This is a genomic window from Cupriavidus malaysiensis (assembly GCF_001854325.1).
GTDB classification, from domain to species: Bacteria; Pseudomonadota; Gammaproteobacteria; order Burkholderiales; family Burkholderiaceae; genus Cupriavidus; species Cupriavidus malaysiensis.
The window spans coordinates 3,340,066-3,362,704 of record NZ_CP017754.1; the positions used below are offsets into that span (position 1 = coordinate 3,340,066).

Sequence of the window (22,639 nt, forward strand, 5' to 3'; positions counted from 1 at the left end):
AATGTCGACGACGCCGCCCGGTACGCTGCTCAACCGTGAGCTCGGCATCCTGGAATTCAACGCACGTGTCCTGGCGCAGGCAGCAGATCCCAAGGTCCCGCTGCTGGAAAGACTGAAGTTCATCTGCATCGTATCCAGCAATCTCGACGAGTTCTTCGAGATCCGCATGGCGGGCCTCAAGGAACAGTTGCGCGACAACCCGTCCGGCATGACGCCCGACGGCCTCTCCTTCCAGCAGACCTACCAGCTCGTCACCGAACGCACCCAGCGGCTCGTCGGCATGCAGTATGACATGCTGCAGAGCGTGATTTTCCCACTGTTGGAAAAGGAAGGTGTCTTCTTCCACCTGACCGGCTCGTGGAATGACGCCCAGAGGACTTGGGCGCGCGATTTCTTCCTGCGCGAACTCGGCCCGGTGCTGACGCCGATCGCCCTCGACCCCGCCCACCCGTTCCCGCGCGTGCTCAACAAGAGCCTGAATTTCGTGGTCGAACTGTCGGGCACCGACGCCTTCGGCCGGGAGGCCGAGCTGGCCATCGTGCAGGCGCCGCGCGCCCTGCCGCGCGTGGTCAAGATGCCGGAATCGCTGTCCGGCTACCCCTTTGGCTTCGTGCTGCTGTCGTCCTTCATGCAAGGCTTCGTGCACGAGCTGTTTCCCGCCATCGAGGTGCACGGCTGCTACCAGTTCCGGGTGACCCGCAACTCGGACCTGTTCGTCTCGGAAGACGAGATCACCGACCTGCGCGAAGCGCTGCAGGGCGAGCTGCCGACACGGCACTTCGGCGACACGGTGCGGCTGGAAGTCTCATCCGACACCCCGCCGCAACTGGCACGCCGCCTGCTGCTGGAGTCCGGCCTGGGCGAGCAGGACCTGTACCGCGTCAGTGGCCCGGTCAACCTGGTACGGCTGATGCAGATCCCCGACCTGGTCGACCGCCCCGCGCTCAAGTTCCCTCCTCACGTACCGGCCGCCGTCAAGGCCTTCTCCGGTGGCGTCTCGATGTTCGACGCCATCCGCCAGCAGGACGTGCTGCTGCACCATCCATACGAGAGCTTCAGTTCGGTGCTCGACCTGTTGCAGCTTGCGGCCAACGATCCCGACGTGGTGGCGATCAAGCAGACGGTTTACCGTACCGGCAACGAGTCGCTGGTGATGGAAGCCCTGATGACTGCCGCTCGCAACGGCAAGGAAGTCACGGTGGTGGTGGAGCTGCTGGCGCGCTTCGACGAGGAGACCAATATCAACTGGGCGGAACAGCTGGAGAATGCCGGCGCCCACGTGGTCTACGGCGTGGTCGGACATAAGTGCCACGCCAAGATGCTGCTGATCGTGCGCCGCGAGCGCATCAAGTCCAAGGACCATAAGCTGCGCCGCTACGTGCACCTGGGCACCGGAAACTATCACCCGCGCACGGCCCGTCTCTACACCGACTTCGGCCTGCTGACGGCCGACGAGACCATCTGCGAGGATGTCCATCACGTCTTCCAGCTGCTGACCGGCACCGCTGGCAGCATCCGCCTCAACGAGCTCTGGCAGTCGCCTTTCACCATGCACGACCAGCTGGTGGAACACATCCGCGCCGAAGCCCGCAATGCCCGCGCCGGCAAGCGTGCCCGCATCATGGCGAAGATGAATGCGCTGCTGGAGCCATCGATCATCGACGAGCTGTACAAGGCGTCGCGCGCCGGCGTGAAGATCGATCTGATCGTGCGCGGCGTGTGCGCGCTGCGGCCCGGGGTGCCGGGGCTGTCCGAGAATATCAGCGTACGCTCGATCGTCGGCCGCTTCCTCGAGCACCACCGCGTCTATTACTTCCTGGCCGACGGCGAGGAGGTGGTCTACCTGTCCAGCGCCGACTGGATGGACCGCAACCTGTTCCGCCGTGTCGAAGTCGCTTTCCCTGTCAAGAACAAGGCGCTCAAGCAGCGCGTGATCCAGGAAAGCCTGCGCGTGCACCTGCGCGACAATGCCTCGGCCTGGATCATGCAGGGTGATGGCGAATACGTGCACAAGCAATCCAAGGCCAAGCTGCAGCACGTCAGCCAGACCGACCTGCTGGCGCTGTTCGGCAATCGCTGACCCCAGCTGAACCCGGACGGGCCGCAGGCGCGAGCGGCCCGCTTGCCTGCTGGCGCCTGGTCAGCCTCTACAGCCCCAGCCCCCCGTGCCTCACGCTTCCTGACGCGGCCGGTCGACTCGTATCGGCGCGCCAGCCTCAGGCTGCGCGCTGCGGCATATCGCCGCCACGCACCTGCTGGGCCTCATGCCCGCTGCGGTCGAGCGGGAATACGACGCGGAACACGCTGCCCCGGCCCACTTCGCTGCTGATACGCAGGTCGGCATGGTGGCGCGACAGCACGTGCTTGACGATGGCCAGACCGAGACCGGTCCCGCCGGTATCGCGCGAACGGCTGCGGTCGACGCGGTAGAAGCGCTCGGTCAGGCGCGGGATGTGCTCGGGCGCGATGCCCAGGCCCGTATCGCTGACGGAAAATACCGCATGGCCCTCGTCCATGGCCAGGCGGATACCGATCTGGCCGCCGTCGGGCGTGTAGCGCACGGCGTTCGATACCAGGTTGGCCAGCGCCGAGAACAGTTCCGTTTCCGAGCCGCGCAGGATCACTCCGGCATCCACGTCGCTGGTGATGCGGTGGCGCCCCTGGGACAATGCCTCGGCGTCGTGCAGCAGGTGCGCGATCATACCGTTGACGGGGATCGGCTCGTAGCCCGGCGCCTGGGCGTCGCTTTCCAGCTTGGCCAGCGCCAGCAGGTCCTCGACGATATGCTGCATGCGCATCGACTGCACCAGCATCAGGTCCACGTAGCGGCGGCGGTCCTCCTCCGACACGGGCAGGTCGCGCACGGTCTCCAGGAAACCGGTCAGCACGGTCAGCGGCGTCTTCAGTTCGTGCGAGACGTTGGCGACGAAGTCGCGCCGCATGGCCTCGGTGTTCTCCAGCTTGGTGATGTCCTGCGTCAGCACCAGCTTGCGATTCTCGCCATACGGCAGGATCTGCACGGCGATCACGCCGTGCTTGTGCGAACCCATGTCTCGCATGACCAGGGGGTCATCGAAGCGCTGGCGCATCAGGTACTGGACGAACTCCGGGCGCCGGATCAGGTGGGTGATGCGCTGGCGCACGTCGCGCCGCGCGTTCAGGCCGAGGTGGTGCTCAGCCACGTCGTTGCACCATTCGATCTGGTCGGCATCATCGAGCATCAGCACGCCATTGGGCGAGGCCTGGATGGCCTGGATGAAGCGCAGGTGCTGCTGCTCCACCTGCAGCACCTGCAAGCGCCAGCGTTTGACCAGCCGGTGCAGCCGGTAATACACCTCGCCCCACAGGCCGAGCGCGCTGGGGATCTCGCCGTAGGCGGGCGCATCCAGCACCTTCCACAGGCGGTTGATCTGATAGAGGTAGTAACCCAGTTGCCCGAGCAGGGCCAGGCAGCCCAGCGACAGCGCCCAGACCGGGCCGCGCCAGAGGTAGAGCCCGGCCGACGCGACGGCCACGCTGATCAGGATGGCCGCCGAACGGGCCCAGATGACGTTCATCGGACATTCAAGGCGCGGCCGGACAGCCGCGCCAAACGATAGTTGCGCAGGAGTGTGCCATGAACGGAGCGCCGGCGCAGCCGCCGGGCCTCGGCCGTCAGGCGCCGGGAGCGCGCGCGAGGCGGTAGCCGCTGCCGCGCACCGTCTCGATCATATTGCTGTATCCGCCCGGCGTCAGGGCCGCGCGCAAGCGCTTGATATGGACGTCCACCGTGCGCTCTTCGACGAACACGTGGTCGCCCCACACCTGATCCAGCAACTGCGAGCGGCTGTGGACGCGCTCCGGATGGGTCATCAGAAAGTGCAGCAGGCGGAACTCCGTCGGCCCAAGATCCAGCTTGATCGCCTCGCCGCCGGTATCCTGGCCCGTGACGCGATGGGTGGCTGGATCGAGGCGCAGGCCATTGATGGCGACCACGTCGTCGGTCAGCTGCGGCGCGCGGCGGCGCAGCACCGCCTTGATCCGCGCCAGCAGCTCCTTCGGCGAGAACGGCTTGGTGACGTAGTCGTCGGCGCCCGCCTCCAGACCCATCACCTTGTCCTGCTCCTCGCTGCGCGCGGTCAGCATGATGATGGGGATCTGCTTGGTGCGATCGTTGTTGCGCAGTTCCTTCGCGAAATTGACGCCCGACTTGCCCGGAAGCATCCAGTCGAGCAGCACGAGATCCGGCAGCACGTCACTCATCAGCGACAACGCCTGCTCGGCGTTATACGCGCGAATCGGATAGTGGCCGGCGTGCTGGAGGTTGACCGCGATCAGTTCGGCGATGGCCGGTTCATCCTCGACGACAAGAATACTGCTAGGCATATGCGATGTTCTCCCGATCAGCTCAACGCTTCGCGCTCCATGTCCTCACGCGAGGCATGGCGCACGTCGGTTCCCTTGACGATGTAGATAATGAATTCTGCGATGTTCTTGGCGTGGTCGCCGATGCGCTCGACGGCCTTGGCCACGAAGAGGAAATCCAGCGCCACCGAGATGGTGCGCGGATCTTCCATCATATAGGTGATCAACTTGCGCACGAAGGCACGGAATTCGTCGTCGATCGCCTTGTCTTCCTTGACGATGCGGGCGGCGGCTACCGTGTCGAGGCGGGCGAAGGCATCCAGCGCCTGGCGCAACAGCGCGATGGCCATGTCGCCGGACAGCTTGACCTCGGAGTAGTTGATATTGTGCCCCGCCGCATCCTCCATGATGTGCTTGGTGCGCTTGGCGATCTTGTCCGCCTCGTCGCCCGCGCGCTCGAGGTTGGTGATGGTCTTGGAGATGGCCATCACCAGGCGCAGGTCGCGCGCGGTCGGCTGGCGGCGCGCGATGATATTGCCGCAGTCGGCGTCGATCTCGACTTCCATCGCATTGACCTGCTGCTCGCGCGCGATGACCTGGTCGGCCTGGTCGGCATCGAAGTCGGCCAGCGCGCGCATGGCGCGCTCGATCTGCGACTCGACCAGCCCGCCCATCTGCAGCAGCTTGGTGTTGATGGCGTTGAGGTCGGCGTCGAATTGGGTAGACAGGTGCTTGTCGGTCATGGTGTCCTCCTGGCCGCGAACCGGTCGCCGCACGTGCGGCATGGACCGGAATCGAACGGGCCGATGGCGATCAGCCGAAACGGCCGGTGATGTAGTCTTCCGTTTCCTTGCGATGCGGCTTGATGAAGATCTTCTCGGTCTCGCCGAACTCGATCAGCTCGCCCAGGTACATGTAGGCGGTGTAGTCCGAGCAGCGCGCCGCCTGTTGCATATTGTGCGTCACGATGACGACGGTGTACTCGTCCTTCAGCTCGGCGATCAGTTCCTCGATGCGGCCGGTCGAGATCGGGTCGAGCGCCGAGCACGGCTCGTCGAGCAGCAGGACTTCGGGGCGGATGGCGATGCCGCGCGCGATGCACAGGCGCTGCTGCTGGCCACCCGACAGACCATAGCCCGACTGGTGCAGCTTGTCCTTGGCTTCGTTCCACAGCGCCGCCTTGGTCAGGGCCCACTCCACGCGGTCGTCCATTTCCGAGCGCGACAGCTTCTCGAACAGGCGCACGCCGAAGGCGATGTTGTCGTAGATGGACATCGGGAACGGCGTCGGCTTCTGGAACACCATGCCGACCTTGGCGCGCAGCAGGGCGATGTCCTGGCGGCTGGTCAGCAGGTTCTCGCCGTCCATGTTGATCTCGCCCTCGGCACGCTGCTCCGGATAGAGCGCGTACATCTTGTTGAAGGTACGCAGCAGCGTCGACTTGCCGCAGCCGGACGGGCCGATGAAGGCCGTCACCTTGCGGTCGGGAATCGACATATTGATGTTCTTCAGCGCATGGAACTGACCATAGAAGAAGTTCAGGTTGCGCACGTCGATCTTGGCACGGACGGTGTCGGGGATGTCGATGACGGTCGAAGTCATGCTCTTGTCTCGCGGAAATTCGTTGGCAATCGGCGCGGCTGGCGCCTTACTTCTTGAACATCATGCGCGCCAGGATATTCAGCGCGAGCACACCGATGGTGATCAGGAACACGCCCGCCCAGGCCAGCTGCTGCCATTCGGTGAACGGGCTCATGGCAAAGCGGAAGATGGTCACCGGCAGGTTGGCCATCGGCTTGTTCAGGTCGGAGCTCCAGAACTGGTTCGACAGCGCGGTGAACAGCAGCGGCGCGGTTTCGCCGGCGATACGCGCAACCGCCAGCAGCACGCCGGTGATGATGCCCGCATAGGACGACTTCACCGTGATCGACAGCACCATCTTCCACTTGGGCGTACCCAGGGCGAAGGCGGCCTCGCGCAAGGCGTTGGGCACCAGGTTCAGCATGTTCTCGGTGGTGCGCACCACGATCGGCACCTGCAGCAGGGCCAGCGCGCAGACCCCGGCCCAGCCGGAGAAGTGCCCCATGCGGGTGACCACCAGCGCATAGACGAACAGGCCGATGACGATCGAAGGCGCCGACAGCAGGATGTCGTTGATGAAACGGACCACGCTGGCCAGCGGACCGGCCTTGCCGTACTCGGCCAGGTAGATGCCGGCCAGGATGCCCAGCGGCGTGCCGAACAGCGTGGCAAGCCCGACCATGGCGAAGCTGCCGAAGATGGCGTTGGCGAGGCCGCCGCCGGCCGTGTTCGGCGCCGGCGTCATCTGCGTGAACAGGTCCATCGACAGGCCGCCCACGCCGAGCGTGACGGTGGTCCACAGTATCCATGCGAGCCAGAACAGGCCGAAGGCCATGGCCCCCAGCGACGCGGCCAGCGCAAACAGGTTGGTGCGGCGGCGGCGCGCCTGCAAGCGGGCACGTACCGCGTCGGCGTCCTGGTGGACGGCCGGGATCGAGGAAGTCGAAATCGTGGCTTGGCTGGTTTGGCTCATTTTGCCCCCTCATTCTTGGCCAGGCGCAGCAGCAGCAGCTTGGACAGCGCGAGCACGACGAAGGTGATGAAGAAGAGGATCAGGCCCAGCTCCATCAGCGCGGCCGTGTGCAGGCCTGCGCCCGCCTCGGCGAACTCGTTGGCCAGCGCCGAGGTGATGCTGTTGCCCGGCGAGAACAGCGAAACGTTGTCGAGCAGGTTGGTGTTGCCGATCACGAAGGTCACGGCCATGGTCTCGCCCAGAGCCCGGCCCAGGCCGAGCATCACGCCGCCGATCACGCCAGCGCGGGTGTAGGGCAGCACGACGCGCCACATCACCTCCCAGGTGGTGCAGCCTACACCGTATGCCGACTCCTTCAGCAGGACCGGCGTCACTTCGAACACATCGCGCATCACGGAGGCGATGTAGGGAATGATCATGATGGCCAGGATCACGCCGGCACACAGCAGGCCGATGCCCAGCGGAGCGCCCTGGAACAGCTTGCCGATCACCGGCACCTGCCCGATCGTGGCGGCCAGCGGCTTCTGGAAATACTCGCCAAAGATCGGCGCGAACACCAGCAGGCCCCACATGCCGTAGACGATCGACGGCACCGCGGCGAGCAGTTCGATCGCGGTTCCCAGCGGGCGGCGCAGCCAGGCCGGCGACAGTTCGGTCAGGAACAGGGCAATGCCGAAGCTGACCGGCACGGCGATGATCAGCGCGATGATCGAGGTCACGATGGTGCCGTAGATGGGCACCAGCGCGCCATAGACATCCGCGGGGGGATCCCACTCGGCAGCCCAGAGAAAGCGCAGTCCGAACGTCTGGATCGACGGCCAGGCGCTGATCGCCAGCGAGACGATGATGCCGCCCAGCAGCAGCAGCGTCACGATGGCTGCTGCCCGGGTCAGGCCGCCGAACAGGAGGTCGCCAGCCCGGCTTGGGGGGCGCACGGCGGGGAGGTCGGACGAGGTCGCCATGTTGTCGAGTGGAAACAGTGAATTCGTTGGGAAGCCGGCCCGGCGCACCGGGCCGGCTCGTCAGGACGCGCGGGCGTCCCGGGAGGTCAGGCGTCGTTCAACCGATCGCGATCCGTTGATCAGTTGTACAGCGCCTTGCCCGAGCCGTCCTTGACGCTGGTCTTCCAGGTATTGCGGATCTGGTTCACGACCGACTCCGGCAGCGGCACGTAGTCCAGCTCGGTGGCCAGATGGCCGCCGCTCTTGTATGCCCAGTCGAAGAACTTCAGCACTTCGGTGCCCTGTGCCGGCTTCTCCTGGTTCTTATGGACCAGGATGAAGGTTGCGCCGGCGATCGGCCACGCGGTCTTGCCCGGCTCGTTGGTCAGGATCTGGTAATAGGTCTTGCTCCAGTCGGCACCGGCGGCGGCGGCCTTGAAACCATCGTCGCTCGGCTGCACCACCGTACCCGCGGCATTCTTCATGCTCAGGTAGGTCATCTTGTTCTGCTTGGCGTAGGCGTACTCGACGTAGCCGATGGCACCGTTCAGGCGCTGTACGAAGGCGGCCACGCCTTCGTTGCCCTTGCCACCGGTACCGCCGCCCGGCCAGTTGACCGTGGTGCCCTCACCCACGGAGCCCTTCCAGTCGGCGCTGACCTTGGACAGGTAGTTGGTGAAGATGAAGGTGGTGCCCGAACCGTCGGCACGGCGCACCGGCAGGATGTCCTGGCTCGGCAGCTTGGCGTGCGGGTTCAGCGCCTTGATGGCAGGATCGTCCCACTTCTTGATCTTGCCCAGGTAGATGTTGGCCAGCACGTCGCCGGTGATGACCAGTTCACCCGGCTTGATGCCCGGCAGGTTGATCACGGGCACCACGCCGCCGATCACCGTCGGGAACTGCACCAGGCCGTGCTTGGCGAGTTCTTCGTCCTTCAGCGGTGCATCCGATGCGCCGAAGTCCACGGTCTTGGCGCCGATCTGCTTGATGCCGCCCGACGAACCGATGGACTGGTAGTTGACCTTGTTACCCGTTGCTTTTTGGTATGCGTCGGCCCACTTGGAATAGACGGGCGCGGGGAAGGACGCGCCAGCACCGGTAATTTCCGCCGCGAACGCAGTGCCCACCACCAACAACGATGCGATGCCTGCCACGGCAGTCTTGACCAGCTTCATATGTCCTCCAGAGAACAGGGGGTTGGGAATGACAAATTTTTGACAAGTCGAACTCTATGCCCCGTAGATGACAATTCCATGACAGCATCAAATCTTCTTGAAACGTATTGCCCAGCCGAGTCTGCCACCCCGTTTCACCCCTTATTTTCTGACGGTTAATTGCTAAAATAGGAAAAAAGAAATGCCAGGTGCACCCGGCATTTCGTCACATCCACCAGCCTCCGCTTCAGGAACGAAGCGCCTGCGCCAAGGTCTGGGCCGCGCGTTCCGCGGCATCGGCCTGCTCGGCCTCGACCATCACGCGAACCACAGGCTCGGTCCCCGATGCACGGATCAACACCCGCCCGCGGCCCTCCAGTTCCGGCTCCACCCGGGCACGGGCGGCCTGCAGGCCGGCGTGGCTCTGCCAGTCGAAGCCCTTCTCCACGCGCACGTTGATCAGGGTCTGGGGAAACAGCGCCACGCCACCAAGCAGCTCCGCCAGCGGGCGGCCGCTGCGGCGCAGCGCTGCCAGCACCTGCAAGGCCGAGACAATGCCATCGCCCGTGCTATGGCGATCGAGGCACAGCAGGTGGCCTGAGCCCTCGCCTCCCAGTGTCCAGCCGCGCTTGTGCAGTTCCTCCAGCACATAGCGGTCGCCCACTTTGGCGCGCACGAAGCCGATGCCCATGCGCTGGAAGGCCAGCTCCACTGCCATGTTCGTCATCAGGGTACCGACCACGCCTTCCACCTTCTGCCCGGACGCGATGCGGTCGCGCGCGATCAGGTACAGCAGTTCGTCGCCGTTGTAGAGACGGCCGTCGGCATCGACCACCTGCAGGCGGTCCGCGTCGCCATCGAAGGCAAGGCCCAGGTCGGCGCCGCGCGCCTTGACCTCGGCCACAAGTTTCTCCGGCGCGGTCGCGCCATAGCCCGCGTTGATGTTGCGTCCGTCCGGCTGGTTGCCGATGGCGATCACCTCGGCGCCCAGTTCATGGAAGACGTGCGGCGCGATATGGTAGGCGGCGCCATGGGCACAGTCGACCACCAGCTTCAGGCCGTGCAGGTCCTGTTCGTACGGGAAGCTGCTCTTGCAGAACTCGATATAGCGGCCTGCCGCGTCGTCGATGCGCCGCGCTCGGCCCAGTTCGTCCGAAGGCACGCAGCCCATCGGCTGTTCCAGCTCGGCCTCGATCTCCAGCTCCACCGCGTCGGGCAGTTTGTCGCCATCCGCCGAGAAGAACTTGATGCCGTTGTCATAGTAAGGATTGTGGCTGGCCGAGATCACCACGCCGGCCGACAGGCGCAGCGCCCGCGTCAGGTAGGCGATGCCGGGAGTCGGCAGCGGGCCGGTCAGCAGCACGTTGACGCCGGCCGAGGTGAAACCGGCCTCGAGCGCGGCCTCCAGCATATAGCCCGAGATACGGGTGTCCTTGCCGATCAGCACCGTCGGGCGGCCCTGCGCATGCTGGCGCGCGCCATGGGCCAGCACCTTGCCTGCGGCATGGCCGAGGCGCATCACCAGGTCCGGGGTGATCGGCAGTTCTCCTACCTTGCCGCGCACGCCGTCGGTGCCGAAGTATTTGCGAGTCATTGGCTCAATCTCCAGGATTCTGTGTTCGCTATCGGTCGATCCGGTCGCCTCAGCCGTTCGCACCGGCGACCGTCTCATGGCGGACCGCCCACCAGACCTTGAGGGCGTCCACCGTCTGTTCCACATCGTGCACGCGCACGATGAATGCACCGCGTTCCGCCGCGCAGACCGCAGCGGCAATGCTCGCGGCCACGCGCTGCTGCGGGGGTCGGCCGCCCAGGATGGCGCCGAGCGTCGATTTGCGCGACAGCCCCACCAGCAGAGGCAGCCCGTCCGCCGCCAGGCGGGGCTGTTGTGCGAGCAGACGCAGATTATGATCCGGTGTCTTGCCGAAGCCATACCCCGGATCGAGGGATATGCGGGAAGTTTCGACGCCGGCCGCGCGCAAGACCGCGACGCGCCCGGCGAGAAAATCGCGCACCTCCGCCACCACATCGGTATAAACGGGATCCTCCTGCATGGTCTGCGGATCGCGCTGCATATGCATCACGCACAGTCCGGTTTGGCCACCGGCGACCGCCTCGACCGCGCCGGGCATGCGGAAGCCCCAGATGTCGTTGATCAGGTCGGCGCCTGCGTCCTGTGCGGCACGCATGACCTCCGGCTTATAGGTATCGATGGAGAGCGGTACGCCGCAATCGCGCAGCGCCTCCACCACCGGCAGCACCCGTTCCAGTTCCTGCTCCAGCGGCAGCGCGGCCGAGCCCGGCCGGCTCGATTCCCCGCCGATATCGATGATATCGACGCCCTCGGCGATCATGCGTTCGGCGTGACGCCGCGCCGCATCGAGGCCGGCATGCTGGCCACCATCCGAGAAGGAGTCCGGCGTGACATTGAGGATGCCCATCACCAAGGGGCGGCGGGCCAGGTCGAAACGGAATCGTCCGCACTGGAAGTGCGACGGAGCCGGGGGAAGCGGATTGGACGACATCGGAAGGCAAAGCGGTTGTGATGGGGGCCGGACCGCCGCCCTGCGCACCGAGCGCACGGGCCGTAGCCGGTTGGGAAAGCGGCACGCGAGCAAGTCAACAAGTGCAAGGCGCGCGGCCGCCGGAATGCAAGAAGCCGGTGCGCATGGCACCGGCTTCCAGGTCATCGGTACTGCACGAACCGGTCAGGCGGCGTTCAGGCCGTCGCCGGTGCGTTGGACGGTGCCACCGGCGAGCCGCCCGAGGGCGTGCTGCCACCGCCACCGCTGGTACCCGTAGCACCGCGCGGCGGGCGCGGCGGCTTGCCGGCCATGATGTCGTTGACCTGGTCGGCGTCGATGGTTTCCCACTCCATCAGCGCGGCCGTCATGGCCTCGACCTTGTCGCGGTTCTCTTCCAGCAGTCGCTTGGCCAGCGCGTACTGGTCGTCGATGATGTGGCGGATCTCGGCGTCGACCTTCTGCTGCGTGGCTTCCGACACGCTCTTGGCGGACATCTTGCCGAACATGCCATCCTGCTCGGTATCCACATAGACCATGGCGCCGAGCGAATCGCTCATGCCGAAGCGGGTCACCATGTCGCGGGCGATCTTGGTGGCGCGCTCGAAGTCGTTGGACGCGCCGGTGCTCATCGCATTGAGGAAGACCTCTTCCGCCGCGCGACCGCCGAACAGGATGGCGATCTCTTCGAGCATGTTGTCCTTGTACTTCGAGTACTTGTCATGCTCGGGCAGTTGCCAGGTCACACCCAGCGCCCAGCCGCGCGGCATGATGGTGACCTTGTGCACCGGATCCGCCTTGGGCAGCAGCTTCGCCACCACCGCGTGGCCGGACTCGTGGTAGGCCGTGGCCTTGCGCTCTTCCTCGCGCATCACGGTCGACTTGCGCTCCGGACCCATGAAGATCTTGTCCTTGGCATCCTCGAAGTCCTGCATGTCGACCACGCGCTTGTTGCGGCGGGCGGCGAACAGCGCGGCCTCGTTGACGAGGTTGGCCAGGTCGGCGCCGGAGAAGCCCGGCGTGCCGCGCGCGATCACCGAAGCGTCGACGTCGTTGCCGATCGGCACCTTGCGCATATGGACGCGCAGGATCTGCTCGCGGCCGCGGATGTCCGGAAGGCCCACGTAGACCTGGCGGTCGAAACGGCCCGGACGCAGCAGCGCCTTGTCCAGCACGTCGGCCCGGTTGGTGGCGGCGATCACGATCACGCCCGAGTTGGCCTCGAAGCCATCCATTTCCACCAGCATCTGGTTCAGGGTCTGCTCGCGCTCGTCGTTGCCGCCGCCCATGCCGGCGCCGCGATGGCGGCCGACCGCATCGATTTCATCGATGAACACGATGCAAGGCGCCTGCTTCTTGGCATTCTCGAACATGTCGCGCACGCGGGCCGCGCCCACGCCGACGAACATCTCGACGAAGTCCGAGCCGGAAATGCTGAAGAACGGCACCTTGGCTTCGCCGGCGATGGCACGCGCCAGCAGCGTCTTGCCGGTACCCGGGGGGCCGACCAGCAACACGCCGCGCGGAATGCGGCCGCCCAGCTTCTGGAATTTCTGCGGGTCCTTCAGGAAGTCGACCAGTTCGACCACTTCTTCCTTGGCCTCGTCGCAGCCGGCGACGTCCTGGAAGGTGACCGCGTTCTGGTTCTCGTCGATCAGGCGCGCGCGGGACTTGCCGAAGGAGAAGGCACCGCCTTTCCCGCCGCCCTGCATCTGCCGCATCATGTAGAACCAGAAGACGATGATCAGCAAGGTCGGCCCGAGGTAGTACAGGGCCTGTACCAGCACGTTCGGCTCGTCATCGGCCTTGCCCGTCACCTGGACGCCATACTTCATCAGGTCGCCGACCATCCAGATGTCGCCCGGCGAGATGATGGTGTACTTGGCGCCCTCCTTGGGAGTCACGACCAGGTTGCGGCCTTGCACGTCGACCCGGCCCACCTTGCCATTCTTGGCGTCATCCATGAACTGCGAGTAGGTGACGCCCTCCTGAGTGCGGGGCTTGTCGAACTGCTTGAAGACGGTAAACAGGACCAGTGCGATCACCAGCCAGATTGCCGCCTTTTGAAACAGGTTGTTATTCAAGGCCGAACTCCTTTGCGATTGCCTTGCCAACGGATAGCTGCATTGTAATGCAGCGCTCGCCCCCGGGGGGAAACACTGAATTTATGACACCCATAGCCTCGCGGCCAGCGCCCGTTCGCTTGCCGCCGTCCCATGCCGCCAGCGCCGGGCGCGGCGCTGCGGAGATGCCTCCGCATCCACCTGGCGGCCAAGCCAGGCGGCAGGCATCTGGCATCAAGCGGCTGTCTTCAGGTAGCGCCCGAGGATGAAGGTCTCGGACGATTTGTCGCGGGAAGCCTTCGGCTTGCGCCGCGCGACCACCTTGAACACCTGCTTGAACTTCTCCACGATCTGACTGTAGCCGCTGCCGTGGAAACACTTTACCAGCAGCGCGCCATCCGGCTTCAGGTGCGCCTGGGCGAAATCCAATGCCAGATCGCACAAGTACTCGATGCGGGCGGCATCGGCGGAAGCCACTCCCGACAGATTGGGGGCCATATCCGACAATACAAGGTCGATTTTTGCACCGCCGGAGGCATCGAGCACCACTTTTTCCAACTGGAGGAACACTTCTTCCTCGCGGAAGTCACCCTGGATGAAGGTCACGTCGGCGATCGGCTCCATCGGCAGCAGGTCGATCGCCACCACAGCACCGTCGATACGGCCATCCTTGGCGCGCGGCGAGGCCGCCAGCTTGTTGCGCACATACTGGCTCCAGCTTCCCGGCGCCGCGCCCAGGTCGACGATGACCTGACCCGGACGGATAAGCTTGTCCTGCTCGTCGATCTCCTTGAGCTTGTACGCAGCGCGGGCGCGATAGCCCTCCCGTTGCGCCATCTTCACATAGGGATCGTTGATATGGTCGTGCAGCCACGACTGGTTGAACTTGTTCTTGGCCATTCCAAACACCGATTAGCGGGAAAGCTACCGCGCGGAGGCCGGCCGCCCCAGGCTTTCCCGTTCAATTTTGCTGATTTTGCCGCCGATGCGGGCCGATTTGACGGATAATACGCGCCAATTCGCTTTGACCGGCCGCCCCCGGCCCCGTATGCGCCGCTCGCCGGCGCCTGACCCTATGCCCGCACTCCAACTCATCCCCGCCCAGCGCTCCGAACTCCGCTCCCGCGCCCACGGCCTCAATCCGGTCGTGATGATCGGCGCCGAGGGCCTCACGCCGGCGGTGCTCGCGGAAATCGACCGCAGCCTGGCGGCTCACGACCTGATCAAGATCCGCGTGTTCGGCGACGAACGCGAAGCCCGCATCGCCATCTACGAGGCGATCTGCGAGGCGCTGGATGCCGCCCCGATCCAGCACATCGGCAAGCTGCTGGTGGTGTGGCGCCCGGGTCCTGCACGCCTGAAGGAAAACCAGCCCGGCGAGCTGCCCCGCCAGGCTCAGCGCAAGGGCTCCGCCCCGCGCACCGTCACGGTCCGCAAGCCCAGCGCGGCGCCGAACCGGCGCCCGACGCGCAAGCAGGTGACGGTACTGGGCAATGAACGTGTCACCGCCGGCGGCAACGTCAAACGCGCACGTCAGCGCCCGGCCAGCCAGAAGAAGAAGGCACTGGGCTGAAGCCCGCCCGCCGGGGCGCCAGCCCCGGCCGTCCGCGCCGCGCAGGCGGCACGGACACTGCGCTCACTCGCCGGCCGAACGCGGTGCCGCGGCGCGCCAGACCAGCACCAGGGCCAACACGCTCTGCAGCAGATAGAAACCGCTGGAAATCCCGTGCAGCATGCCGAAATCCCCACGGTAGGGCGATTCGGAAACCCCCACGCCCAGTGCATGGGCCTTGGCCTTGAGCGCCTCCATGAACGGCTGCACACCGAAATAGCCGGCCAGCACGCAGCACAACATGGCCAGCACCAGCCAGCGCAGTGCACGGTAGCGGACCGCGCCACGCCGGATCATCACATTGCAAAGCACCAACTGCAGCACGCCGACCACCACGCCGAGCACGGCCTCGGTGTAGAACAGCTGGCCTGCGACCATGCCTGCGGTCTCGCGGCTCGGCAGGATCGAGAACAGCGTCGGCGCCACCATATAGCCCACCGTCCACAGGCTGCCTGCCCAGATCACGGTCAGCAACAGGAAGATGCGGTGCGGCAATGGCGGCAGGCTGGCGTAGGAGGCGGAGAACACGGCTGGGTGTCGGCGTTTATCGGCGTGGCGTGATCGTAGTCGGCCCGGTGGCGCGCAGCAGCCGGCATTGCAGCCGGCCGCGCCCGCCCGCGCCTCAGACGTAGCTGACGGTGATGACTTCGTACTCGCGCTCGCCGCCCGGTGCCAGCACCGTGGCCACGTCGCCCTCGAACTTGCCGATCAGGGCACGGGCGATCGGCGAGCTCACCGAGATCTTGCCGCTCTCGAGATCGGCCTCATCGTCGCCGACGATCTGGTAGCGCACTGCACTGCCCGACTCGAGATCCTCGAGGTCGACCGTGGCACCGAACACGATGCGGCCGTCGGTGTCGAGCTGGGTCGGATCGATGACCTGCGCAGCCGACAGCTTCGACTCCACCTCGAGGATGCGGCCTTCGATAAAAGCCTGCTTTTCCTTGGCGGCGTCGTACTCGGCGTTTTCGGACAGGTCACCCTGGGCACGCGCCTCGGCGATCGCGTTGATCACGGCCGGACGTTCGACGGCCTTCAGGCGGTGCAGTTCCTCCTTGAGCAGTTCTGCGCCGCGCTTGGTAATCGGAATGGTGCTCATGTCTTTGTTCGGCAAAAAAATGAGCCGCAGCGGAGCGGGGTCCGTGCCCGGCCTGCTGGCCATGGGCACTTCCGCTCAACCGCGGCTTTCGGTTTCGATCGACCGGCACACCCGGCGACGCCGGGCATCGCCGTTCGATCAGCGAATTTCACGTTAGTTTAGGCCAAGACGCCTGCCGGCAGCAACCATCGCTGCCGGCAGGCCCCCGGAACGGGGGGCACAACGGCCTCCCCGTCCCGCCCCGCTCCCGGCGAGGACTTGCGGGGCAGCCGCGCAGGCACCTCAGGCGCCGGCGGCGAGTTCCGCGTGCAGGCCCTGCAGGTCGTAGACCTCCAGGCTCTGCATGTGCTTCAGGCCTTCCACCGCGGCGCGGGCGCCGGCGATGGTGGTGTAGTACGGCACGCGGTGGGCCAGCGCCGAGATGCGGATCGAGCGCGAGTCGGCGATGGCGGTGCGGGTCTCGTCCACCGTGGTGAAGACCAGCGCCAGCTCACCGTTCTTGAGCATGTCGACGATATGCGGGCGACCGTCCTTGACCTTGTTCACCACGCGCACCGGAATGCCCGCCGCCTCGATGGCCGAGGCGGTGCCGCGGGTGGCGACGATCGGATAGCCCAGGTCGTGCAGCATGCGGGCCACGCCGACCGCGCGCGGCTTGTCGCTGTCCTTGACGGTGATCAGCACCGTGCCCTTGGCCGGCAGGCGCGAACCGGCAGCGAGCTGGCTCTTGAAGAGCGCTTCACCGAAGGTCTTGCCCACGCCCATCACTTCGCCGGTGGAGCGCATCTCGGGTCCGAGCACCGGGTCGACGCCGGGGAACTTGTTGAAGGGGAACACTGCTTCCTTGACGCTGAAGTACGGCGGCACCACCTCGGCGGCGACGCCCTGCGAGTCCAGCGACTGGCCCGCCATGCAGCGCGCCGCGATCTTGGCCAGCGACAGGCCGGTGGCCTTCGACACGTAGGGCACGGTACGCGAGGCGCGCGGGTTCACTTCCAGCACGTAGACGGTATCCTTGCCGTCGGCCTGCTGGATGGCGAACTGCACGTTCATCAGGCCGACCACGTTCAGCGCCTTGGCCATGGCGGCGGTCTGGCGCTTCAGCTCGTCGACCGTCTCCTGCGCCAGCGAGTACGGCGGCAGCGAGCAGGCGGAGTCGCCGGAGTGCACGCCGGCCTGCTCGATGTGTTCCATCACGCCGCCGATGAAGACGCGCTGGCCGTCGCACAGGGCGTCCACGTCGCATTCGATGGCGTCGTTGAGGAAGCGGTCGAGCAGCACCGGGGAGTCGTTCGACACCTTGACTGCCTCGCGCATGTAGCGCTCGAGATCGCGCGGCTCATGCACGATCTCCATGGCGCGGCCGCCCAGCACGTAGGAGGGGCGCACCACCAGCGGATAGCCGATCTCCTCGGCCAGGCGCAGCGCTTCGTCCTCGGCACGCGCGGTGCGGTTGGGCGGCTGGCGCAGGCCCAGTTCCTGCAGCAGCTTCTGGAAACGCTCGCGGTCCTCGGCGGCGTCGATCATGTCGGGGCTGGTGCCGATAATGGGCACGCCGTTGGCTTCCAGGTCCAGCGCCAGCTTCAGCGGGGTCTGGCCGCCGTACTGGACGATCACGCCGACCGGCTTCTCCTTGTCGACGATCTCCAGCACGTCCTCCAGCGTCAACGGCTCGAAGTACAGGCGGTCGGAGGTGTCGTAATCGGTCGACACGGTCTCCGGGTTGCAGTTGACCATGATGGTCTCGTAGCCATCCTCGCGCAGCGCGAGCGCTGCGTGCACGCAGCAATAGTCGAACTCGATGCCCTGCCCGATCCGGTTCGGGCCGCCGCCCAGCACCATGATCTTCTTGCGGTCGGTCGGGTCGGCCTCGCACTCGCCGTGCTCGGCCTCGTAGGTCGAGTACATGTAGGCGGTGTTGGTGCCGAACTCGGCCGCGCAGGTGTCGACGCGCTTGTAGACCGGGCGCACGTTCTTGGCGACGCGGGCTTCGCGCACCGACTTCGCATCCGTCTTCAGCAGCCTGGAGAGGCGGCGGTCGGAGAAGCCCTTCTGCTTGAGCAGGCGCAGTTCGGCGGCGGACAGGCTGTCCAGCGTGCGCGCCTTGACCAGGCCCTCGGTCTTGACGATGTCCTCGATCTGGGCCAGGAACCACGGATCGATATCGGTCTCGGCATGGACCTCTTCCAGCGACATGCCGATACGGAAGGCATCGCCCACGTACCAGATGCGGTCCGGACCCGCCTCGCCGATCTCTTCGACGATCTCGTCGCGGTCGGCCGACTTCTCGTCCAGGCCGTCCACGCCCACTTCGAGGCCGCGCAGGGCCTTCTGGAACGACTCCTGGAAGGTGCGGCCCATCGCCATCACCTCGCCCACCGACTTCATCTGCGTGGTCAGGTGGCTGTCGGCCTGCGGGAACTTCTCGAAGGCAAAGCGCGGCACCTTGGTGACCACGTAGTCGATCGAGGGCTCGAACGAAGCCGGGGTCAGGCCACCGGTGATCTCGTTCTTCAGTTCGTCCAGCGTATAGCCCACCGCCAGTTTGGCGGCGACCTTGGCGATCGGGAAGCCGGTGGCCTTCGAGGCCAGGGCCGACGAACGCGACACGCGCGGGTTCATCTCGATGACGATCATGCGACCGTCCTTCGGATTGATCGAGAACTGCACGTTGGAGCCGCCGGTATCGACGCCGATCTCGCGCAGCACGGCCAGCGAGGCATTGCGCAGGATCTGGTATTCCTTGTCGGTCAGCGTCTGCGCGGGCGCCACGGTGATCGAGTCACCGGTGTGGATGCCCATCGGGTCCAGGTTCTCGATCGAGCAGATGATGATGCAGTTGTCCGCCTTGTCGCGGACCACTTCCATCTCGTACTCCTTCCAGCCCAGCAGCGACTCTTCGATCAGCAGTTCGCGGGTCGGCGACAGGTCGAGACCGCGCTTGCAGATCTCCTCGAACTCTTCGCGGTTGTAGGCGATGCCGCCGCCGGTGCCGCCCAGCGTGAAAGACGGGCGGATCACGATCGGATAGCCGCTGGTGCTGGTCTCGCGGGCGATCTGCGCCTGCACGGCCACGGCCTCGTCCATCGAATGGGCGATGCCAGACTTGGCCGAACCCAGGCCGATCTTGGTCATCGCGTCCTTGAACTTCTGGCGGTCCTCGGCCTTGTCGATGGCCTCGGGCGACGCGCCGATCAGTTCGACCTTGTACTTCTCCAGCACGCCGTTGCGGTGCAGGTCGAGCGCGCAGTTCAGCGCGGTCTGGCCACCCATGGTCGGCAGGATGGCATCCGGACGCTCCTTGGCGATGATGCGCTCCACCACTTCCCAGGTGATCGGCTCGATGTAGGTGACGTCCGCCGTGTTCGGGTCCGTCATGATGGTCGCCGGGTTCGAGTTGACCAGGATGACCTTGAAGCCTTCCTCGCGCAGGGCCTTGCAGGCCTGTGCGCCGGAGTAGTCGAACTCGCACGCCTGGCCGATGATGATGGGACCCGCGCCGATGATCAGGATGCTTTTGATGTCTGTGCGTTTTGGCATTGCACGCTCTCTTTGTAGGCGCGGCGCGCTTGCGCGCGGCGCCGGATGTCAGGTGTTCAGTTCAGGGTGGCCGTGGCCAGCTTGGCGCCGAAGCCGATGAACATGGCGCCCACGCCGCTCGCCATGCCGGCCGACAGGCGTTGCCGGCGACGGAAGGCCTCGGCCAGCCGGGCGCCCATGAAGATGATGGTGGTCAGGTAGGCGAAGCTGCATACCTGGCACACCAGCCCCAGCACGACGAAGGACAGTGCCGGCAAGGCGAAGCCCGGGTCCACGAACTGGATGAAGAAGGAAATGAAGAACAGGATGGCCTTGGGATTCAGCAGGCTGATCACCAGCGCCTTGCGGAAGGGATCGGCCTCGCGCGCCAGCGTGGGCGCGGCTGCCTGCGGCCGTGCCGCCGCCGCGCCGCGCGCGCGCCAGCCACGCAGCGCGCCACGCAGCATCTGCAGGCCGATCCAGCCCAGGTAAGCGGCGCCCACGTACTTGACCACGTGGAACAGCGCCGGACTCGCCTTCAGCAGCGAGGCCACGCCGGCGGCCGACAACACCATCAGGATGGCATCGCCCAGGAACACACCGCAGGCACCCTTGTAGCCGGCGCGCACACCGCGCTGCGCGGCCACCGACAGCACGAACATCGAGTTCGGCCCCGGCAGCAGCACGATGAATACCGTGCCGAGCACAAAGGTCCAGAAATCGGTGATGCCGAGCGTGGCGTGCATGAATGCGTTCATGGTGGTTCCTGCCTGCGTCCTTGTCCCTTGCTTCCCGTCCCCGCCGTTCAGGCGCGGGCCTTCTCCATCAGGTGGATGAAGCGGTCGAACAGGTAAGCCACGTCGTGCGGACCCGGCGAGGCTTCCGGGTGCCCCTGGAAGCAGAAGGCCGGCTTGTCGGTCAGCGCGAAGCCTTGCAAGGTGCCGTCGAACAGCGACACGTGCGTCACACGCGCATTGGCAGGCAGCGAGGCGGGATCGACGGCGAAGCCGTGGTTCTGCGACGTGATCGCCACACGGCCGTCATCCAGGTCCTTGACCGGGTGATTGGCGCCGTGGTGGCCGGTCTTCATCTTCAGCGTCTTCGCACCCACTGCCAGCGCCATGATCTGGTGGCCCAGGCAGATGCCGAAGGTGGGGATGCCGCGCGCCAGGAACTCACGGGTGGCGGCGATGGCATAGTCGCACGGCTCGGGATCGCCGGGGCCGTTCGACAGGAAGATGCCGTCCGGGTTCAGCGCCAGCGCGTCGGCGGCGCTCGCCTGCGCCGGCAGCACGGTCACCTTGCAGCCGCGCTCGGCCAGCATGCGCAGGATGTTGAACTTGACGCCGAAGTCATAGGCGACCACGTGGAAACGCGGCGTTTCCTGCTTGCCGTAACCGCGGCCCAGCGCCCATTCGCTCTGGGTCCACTCGTACGATTCCTTGACCGAGACCACCTTGGCCAGGTCCATGCCGGCCAGGCCGGGGAAGGAGCGCGCCAGGTCGATGGCCTTCTGCACATTGTCCTCGCCAGCGAGGATGCAGCCGTTCTGGGCGCCCTTCTCGCGCAGGATGCGGGTCAGCTTGCGCGTGTCGATGCCGGCGATCGCCACGACCTTTTCCTGTTTCAGGTAATGGCCGAGCGTGTGCTCCTTGCGGAAGTTCGAGGCCTGCAGCGGCAGGTCCTTGATGATGAGGCCGGCGGCATGGACTTTCGTGGCTTCGACATCCTCGGCATTGACCCCGACATTGCCGATGTGCGGATACGTCAGCGTGACGATCTGCCGGGAATAGCTGGGGTCGGTGAGGATTTCCTGGTAACCGGTGATGGCGGTATTGAACACCACTTCACCGATGGTATGGCCGGAAGCGCCGATGGAATAGCCACGAAAGACCGTGCCGTCTGCAAGCGCGAGGATGGCGGACGGGAAAGACGGTAACACGGGTAGGCTCCTGCTGGATTCACCCCGTGACCGACCTGATCGACGCCTCTGCCCCCCGGAGGATCCCGGCCTGACGGCAGGCCAGCGGGCATGCAGTCGGCACCGGCCACGCTATGCTCCTGGAAACACTTCTTCTCGAGCGCCATCTTGCGGAAGACGACGGCGAAGCAGGTGTATCCGGGCCACGCGGGAAGGGGGCGGCGGAAGGTGGAATGCGGTAGGCGCTAGGGTGAAGGGTTCTGAAAGCGAAACTTTCGAATTATAGCCCGGACAGGCCATTTTCTCAAGTTTTCAAGGACTTGCAGAAAGGCCGGCGGCCGATCGCACCAAATCAGTGCAAAGCCGCCACGCCGTTCGGGCGCCCGAACCGACGGCATGCCCGATGCGGCACCGCGCGCAGGCATCCCGCCCTCCCCGCCTGCGCGCCCTCAGCCTGCGCCCGGCGGCACCACCGCCGTGACCTCGATCTCCACCTTGGCTCGCGAATCCACCAGGTCGGCGACCTCGACCGCCGTCATGGCCGGGAAATGGCGGCCGATGACCTCGCGGTAGTGTTCGCCGATGCCGCGATAGGCACCCACGTATTCCTCCTTGTCCTTGACATACCATGTCATGCGCACGATGTGCTCGGGACGCGCGCCGCCGGCTGCCAGCACCGCCACGACATTGCGCAGGGCCTGTCCGGTCTGCGCGGCGAAATCGTCGGTCTCGAACTCGCACTGCGCGTTCCAGCCGATCTGGCCGCCGACGAACAGCAACCGGCTGCCGACCTGCATTTCCGTCATGATGCCGTTCGAGTACCCACGCGGCGGGGCCCAGTTGGGGGGTTGCAGGATCTTCATAGCGTTTCCAGGTATCAGGTGTGTGGTTTTCGGTTTCGGTATTCGGT

19 protein-coding genes are annotated in these 22,639 nt (G+C 65.6%); 2 read left to right on the forward strand and 17 right to left on the reverse strand.

Annotated features, from left to right (window positions below; translation table 11 throughout):
* Position 1 precedes the first annotated feature (1 nt).
* Entirely contained in the window at positions 2–2,080 is a 2,079-nt protein-coding gene (gene ppk1 / locus BKK80_RS15070; RefSeq protein WP_071070107.1) for a polyphosphate kinase 1, read from the forward strand.
* 136 nt (positions 2,081–2,216) lie between these two features.
* Here ppk1 and phoR read toward each other — a convergent pair whose 3' ends face one another.
* The 11 genes from phoR to BKK80_RS15125 form a co-directional block, all read right to left on the reverse strand.
* A complete protein-coding gene (phoR, locus tag BKK80_RS15075; protein ID WP_071014073.1) occupies positions 2,217–3,557 on the reverse strand; it encodes a phosphate regulon sensor histidine kinase PhoR in 1,341 nt (446 codons plus the stop codon).
* 97 nt (positions 3,558–3,654) lie between these two features.
* Positions 3,655–4,365, reverse strand: coding sequence for a phosphate regulon transcriptional regulator PhoB (gene phoB, locus BKK80_RS15080; RefSeq protein WP_071014076.1), 711 nt, complete (start codon positions 4,363–4,365; stop codon positions 3,655–3,657).
* A gap of 17 nt (positions 4,366–4,382) precedes the next feature.
* Positions 4,383–5,087: a phosphate signaling complex protein PhoU gene (gene phoU, locus BKK80_RS15085; RefSeq protein ID WP_071014078.1), complete on the reverse strand. Its 705-nt coding sequence runs from the start codon at positions 5,085–5,087 to the stop codon at positions 4,383–4,385.
* 70 nt (positions 5,088–5,157) lie between these two features.
* The gene (gene pstB / locus BKK80_RS15090) at positions 5,158–5,946 is read right to left on the reverse strand and encodes a phosphate ABC transporter ATP-binding protein PstB (RefSeq protein WP_071014081.1); all 789 of its coding nucleotides are present in this window, start codon (positions 5,944–5,946) and stop codon (positions 5,158–5,160) included.
* Between the two features lie 46 nt (positions 5,947–5,992).
* Complete coding sequence (pstA, locus tag BKK80_RS15095) at positions 5,993–6,898, reverse strand: phosphate ABC transporter permease PstA (protein ID WP_071014083.1); 906 nt, start codon at positions 6,896–6,898, stop codon at positions 5,993–5,995.
* Positions 6,895–7,860 carry a phosphate ABC transporter permease PstC gene (pstC, locus tag BKK80_RS15100; RefSeq protein ID WP_071038168.1) on the reverse strand — a complete coding sequence of 322 codons (966 nt, stop codon included), beginning with the start codon at positions 7,858–7,860 and terminating at the stop codon, positions 6,895–6,897. Before pstC ends, pstA begins: the two co-directional genes overlap by 4 nt.
* Positions 7,861–7,979: 119 nt before the next feature.
* A complete protein-coding gene (gene pstS, locus BKK80_RS15105; protein WP_071070109.1) occupies positions 7,980–9,014 on the reverse strand; it encodes a phosphate ABC transporter substrate-binding protein PstS in 1,035 nt (344 codons plus the stop codon).
* 226 nt (positions 9,015–9,240) lie between these two features.
* Positions 9,241–10,587, reverse strand: a complete 1,347-nt coding sequence (gene glmM, locus BKK80_RS15110; protein WP_071014088.1) for a phosphoglucosamine mutase — start codon at positions 10,585–10,587, stop codon at positions 9,241–9,243.
* A 49-nt stretch (positions 10,588–10,636) separates the two neighbouring features.
* On the reverse strand, positions 10,637–11,518 hold the full coding sequence (gene folP, locus BKK80_RS15115) for a dihydropteroate synthase (protein WP_071070111.1): 882 nt from the start codon (positions 11,516–11,518) through the stop codon (positions 10,637–10,639).
* A gap of 194 nt (positions 11,519–11,712) precedes the next feature.
* Positions 11,713–13,599 carry an ATP-dependent zinc metalloprotease FtsH gene (gene ftsH / locus BKK80_RS15120; protein ID WP_071014094.1) on the reverse strand — a complete coding sequence of 629 codons (1,887 nt, stop codon included), beginning with the start codon at positions 13,597–13,599 and terminating at the stop codon, positions 11,713–11,715.
* 213 nt (positions 13,600–13,812) lie between these two features.
* Entirely contained in the window at positions 13,813–14,478 is a 666-nt protein-coding gene (locus BKK80_RS15125) for an RlmE family RNA methyltransferase (RefSeq protein ID WP_071014097.1), read from the reverse strand.
* A gap of 175 nt (positions 14,479–14,653) precedes the next feature.
* Here BKK80_RS15125 and BKK80_RS15130 point away from each other — a divergent pair, with 175 nt between their 5' ends.
* Complete coding sequence (locus tag BKK80_RS15130) at positions 14,654–15,151, forward strand: YhbY family RNA-binding protein (protein ID WP_071014099.1); 498 nt, start codon at positions 14,654–14,656, stop codon at positions 15,149–15,151.
* A gap of 63 nt (positions 15,152–15,214) precedes the next feature.
* Here BKK80_RS15130 and BKK80_RS15135 read toward each other — a convergent pair whose 3' ends face one another.
* From BKK80_RS15135 to BKK80_RS15160, 6 genes are all read right to left on the reverse strand, one after another.
* Entirely contained in the window at positions 15,215–15,718 is a 504-nt protein-coding gene (locus tag BKK80_RS15135; protein WP_071014102.1) for a DUF4149 domain-containing protein, read from the reverse strand.
* 94 nt (positions 15,719–15,812) lie between these two features.
* Entirely contained in the window at positions 15,813–16,289 is a 477-nt protein-coding gene (gene greA, locus BKK80_RS15140; protein ID WP_071016471.1) for a transcription elongation factor GreA, read from the reverse strand.
* Positions 16,290–16,571: 282 nt separating this feature from the next.
* The gene (gene carB, locus BKK80_RS15145) at positions 16,572–19,829 is read right to left on the reverse strand and encodes a carbamoyl-phosphate synthase large subunit (RefSeq protein WP_071038165.1); all 3,258 of its coding nucleotides are present in this window, start codon (positions 19,827–19,829) and stop codon (positions 16,572–16,574) included.
* A 56-nt stretch (positions 19,830–19,885) separates the two neighbouring features.
* Positions 19,886–20,566 (reverse strand): leucine efflux protein LeuE, encoded by a 681-nt coding sequence (gene leuE, locus BKK80_RS15150; protein WP_071014106.1) that lies wholly within the window; start codon positions 20,564–20,566, stop codon positions 19,886–19,888.
* 47 nt (positions 20,567–20,613) lie between these two features.
* A complete protein-coding gene (gene carA, locus BKK80_RS15155) occupies positions 20,614–21,750 on the reverse strand; it encodes a glutamine-hydrolyzing carbamoyl-phosphate synthase small subunit (protein WP_071014108.1) in 1,137 nt (378 codons plus the stop codon).
* Between the two features lie 428 nt (positions 21,751–22,178).
* Entirely contained in the window at positions 22,179–22,592 is a 414-nt protein-coding gene (locus BKK80_RS15160; RefSeq protein ID WP_071070113.1) for a RidA family protein, read from the reverse strand.
* Between the last annotated feature and the right edge of the window lie 47 nt (positions 22,593–22,639).

Bases quoted from the DNA above. Each gene is read 5' to 3' on its own strand.
- pstC (WP_071038168.1), bottom strand. From the start codon at position 7,860: ATGGCGACCTCGTCCGACCTCCCCGCCGTGCGCCCCCCAAGCCGGGCT.
- phoR (WP_071014073.1), bottom strand. From the start codon at position 3,557: ATGAACGTCATCTGGGCCCGTTCGGCGGCCATCCTGATCAGCGTGGCC.
- BKK80_RS15130 (WP_071014099.1), top strand. From the start codon at position 14,654: ATGCCCGCACTCCAACTCATCCCCGCCCAGCGCTCCGAACTCCGCTCC.
- BKK80_RS15160 (WP_071070113.1), bottom strand. From the start codon at position 22,592: ATGAAGATCCTGCAACCCCCCAACTGGGCCCCGCCGCGTGGGTACTCG.
- phoU (WP_071014078.1), bottom strand. From the start codon at position 5,087: ATGACCGACAAGCACCTGTCTACCCAATTCGACGCCGACCTCAACGCC.
- glmM (WP_071014088.1), bottom strand. From the start codon at position 10,587: ATGACTCGCAAATACTTCGGCACCGACGGCGTGCGCGGCAAGGTAGGA.
- pstA (WP_071014083.1), bottom strand. From the start codon at position 6,898: ATGAGCCAAACCAGCCAAGCCACGATTTCGACTTCCTCGATCCCGGCC.
- pstS (WP_071070109.1), bottom strand. From the start codon at position 9,014: ATGAAGCTGGTCAAGACTGCCGTGGCAGGCATCGCATCGTTGTTGGTG.
- folP (WP_071070111.1), bottom strand. From the start codon at position 11,518: ATGTCGTCCAATCCGCTTCCCCCGGCTCCGTCGCACTTCCAGTGCGGA.
- greA (WP_071016471.1), bottom strand. From the start codon at position 16,289: ATGAGCACCATTCCGATTACCAAGCGCGGCGCAGAACTGCTCAAGGAG.
- leuE (WP_071014106.1), bottom strand. From the start codon at position 20,566: ATGAACGCATTCATGCACGCCACGCTCGGCATCACCGATTTCTGGACC.
- ppk1 (WP_071070107.1), top strand. From the start codon at position 2: ATGTCGACGACGCCGCCCGGTACGCTGCTCAACCGTGAGCTCGGCATC.
- pstB (WP_071014081.1), bottom strand. From the start codon at position 5,946: ATGACTTCGACCGTCATCGACATCCCCGACACCGTCCGTGCCAAGATC.
- phoB (WP_071014076.1), bottom strand. From the start codon at position 4,365: ATGCCTAGCAGTATTCTTGTCGTCGAGGATGAACCGGCCATCGCCGAA.
- BKK80_RS15125 (WP_071014097.1), bottom strand. From the start codon at position 14,478: ATGGCCAAGAACAAGTTCAACCAGTCGTGGCTGCACGACCATATCAAC.
- carB (WP_071038165.1), bottom strand. From the start codon at position 19,829: ATGCCAAAACGCACAGACATCAAAAGCATCCTGATCATCGGCGCGGGT.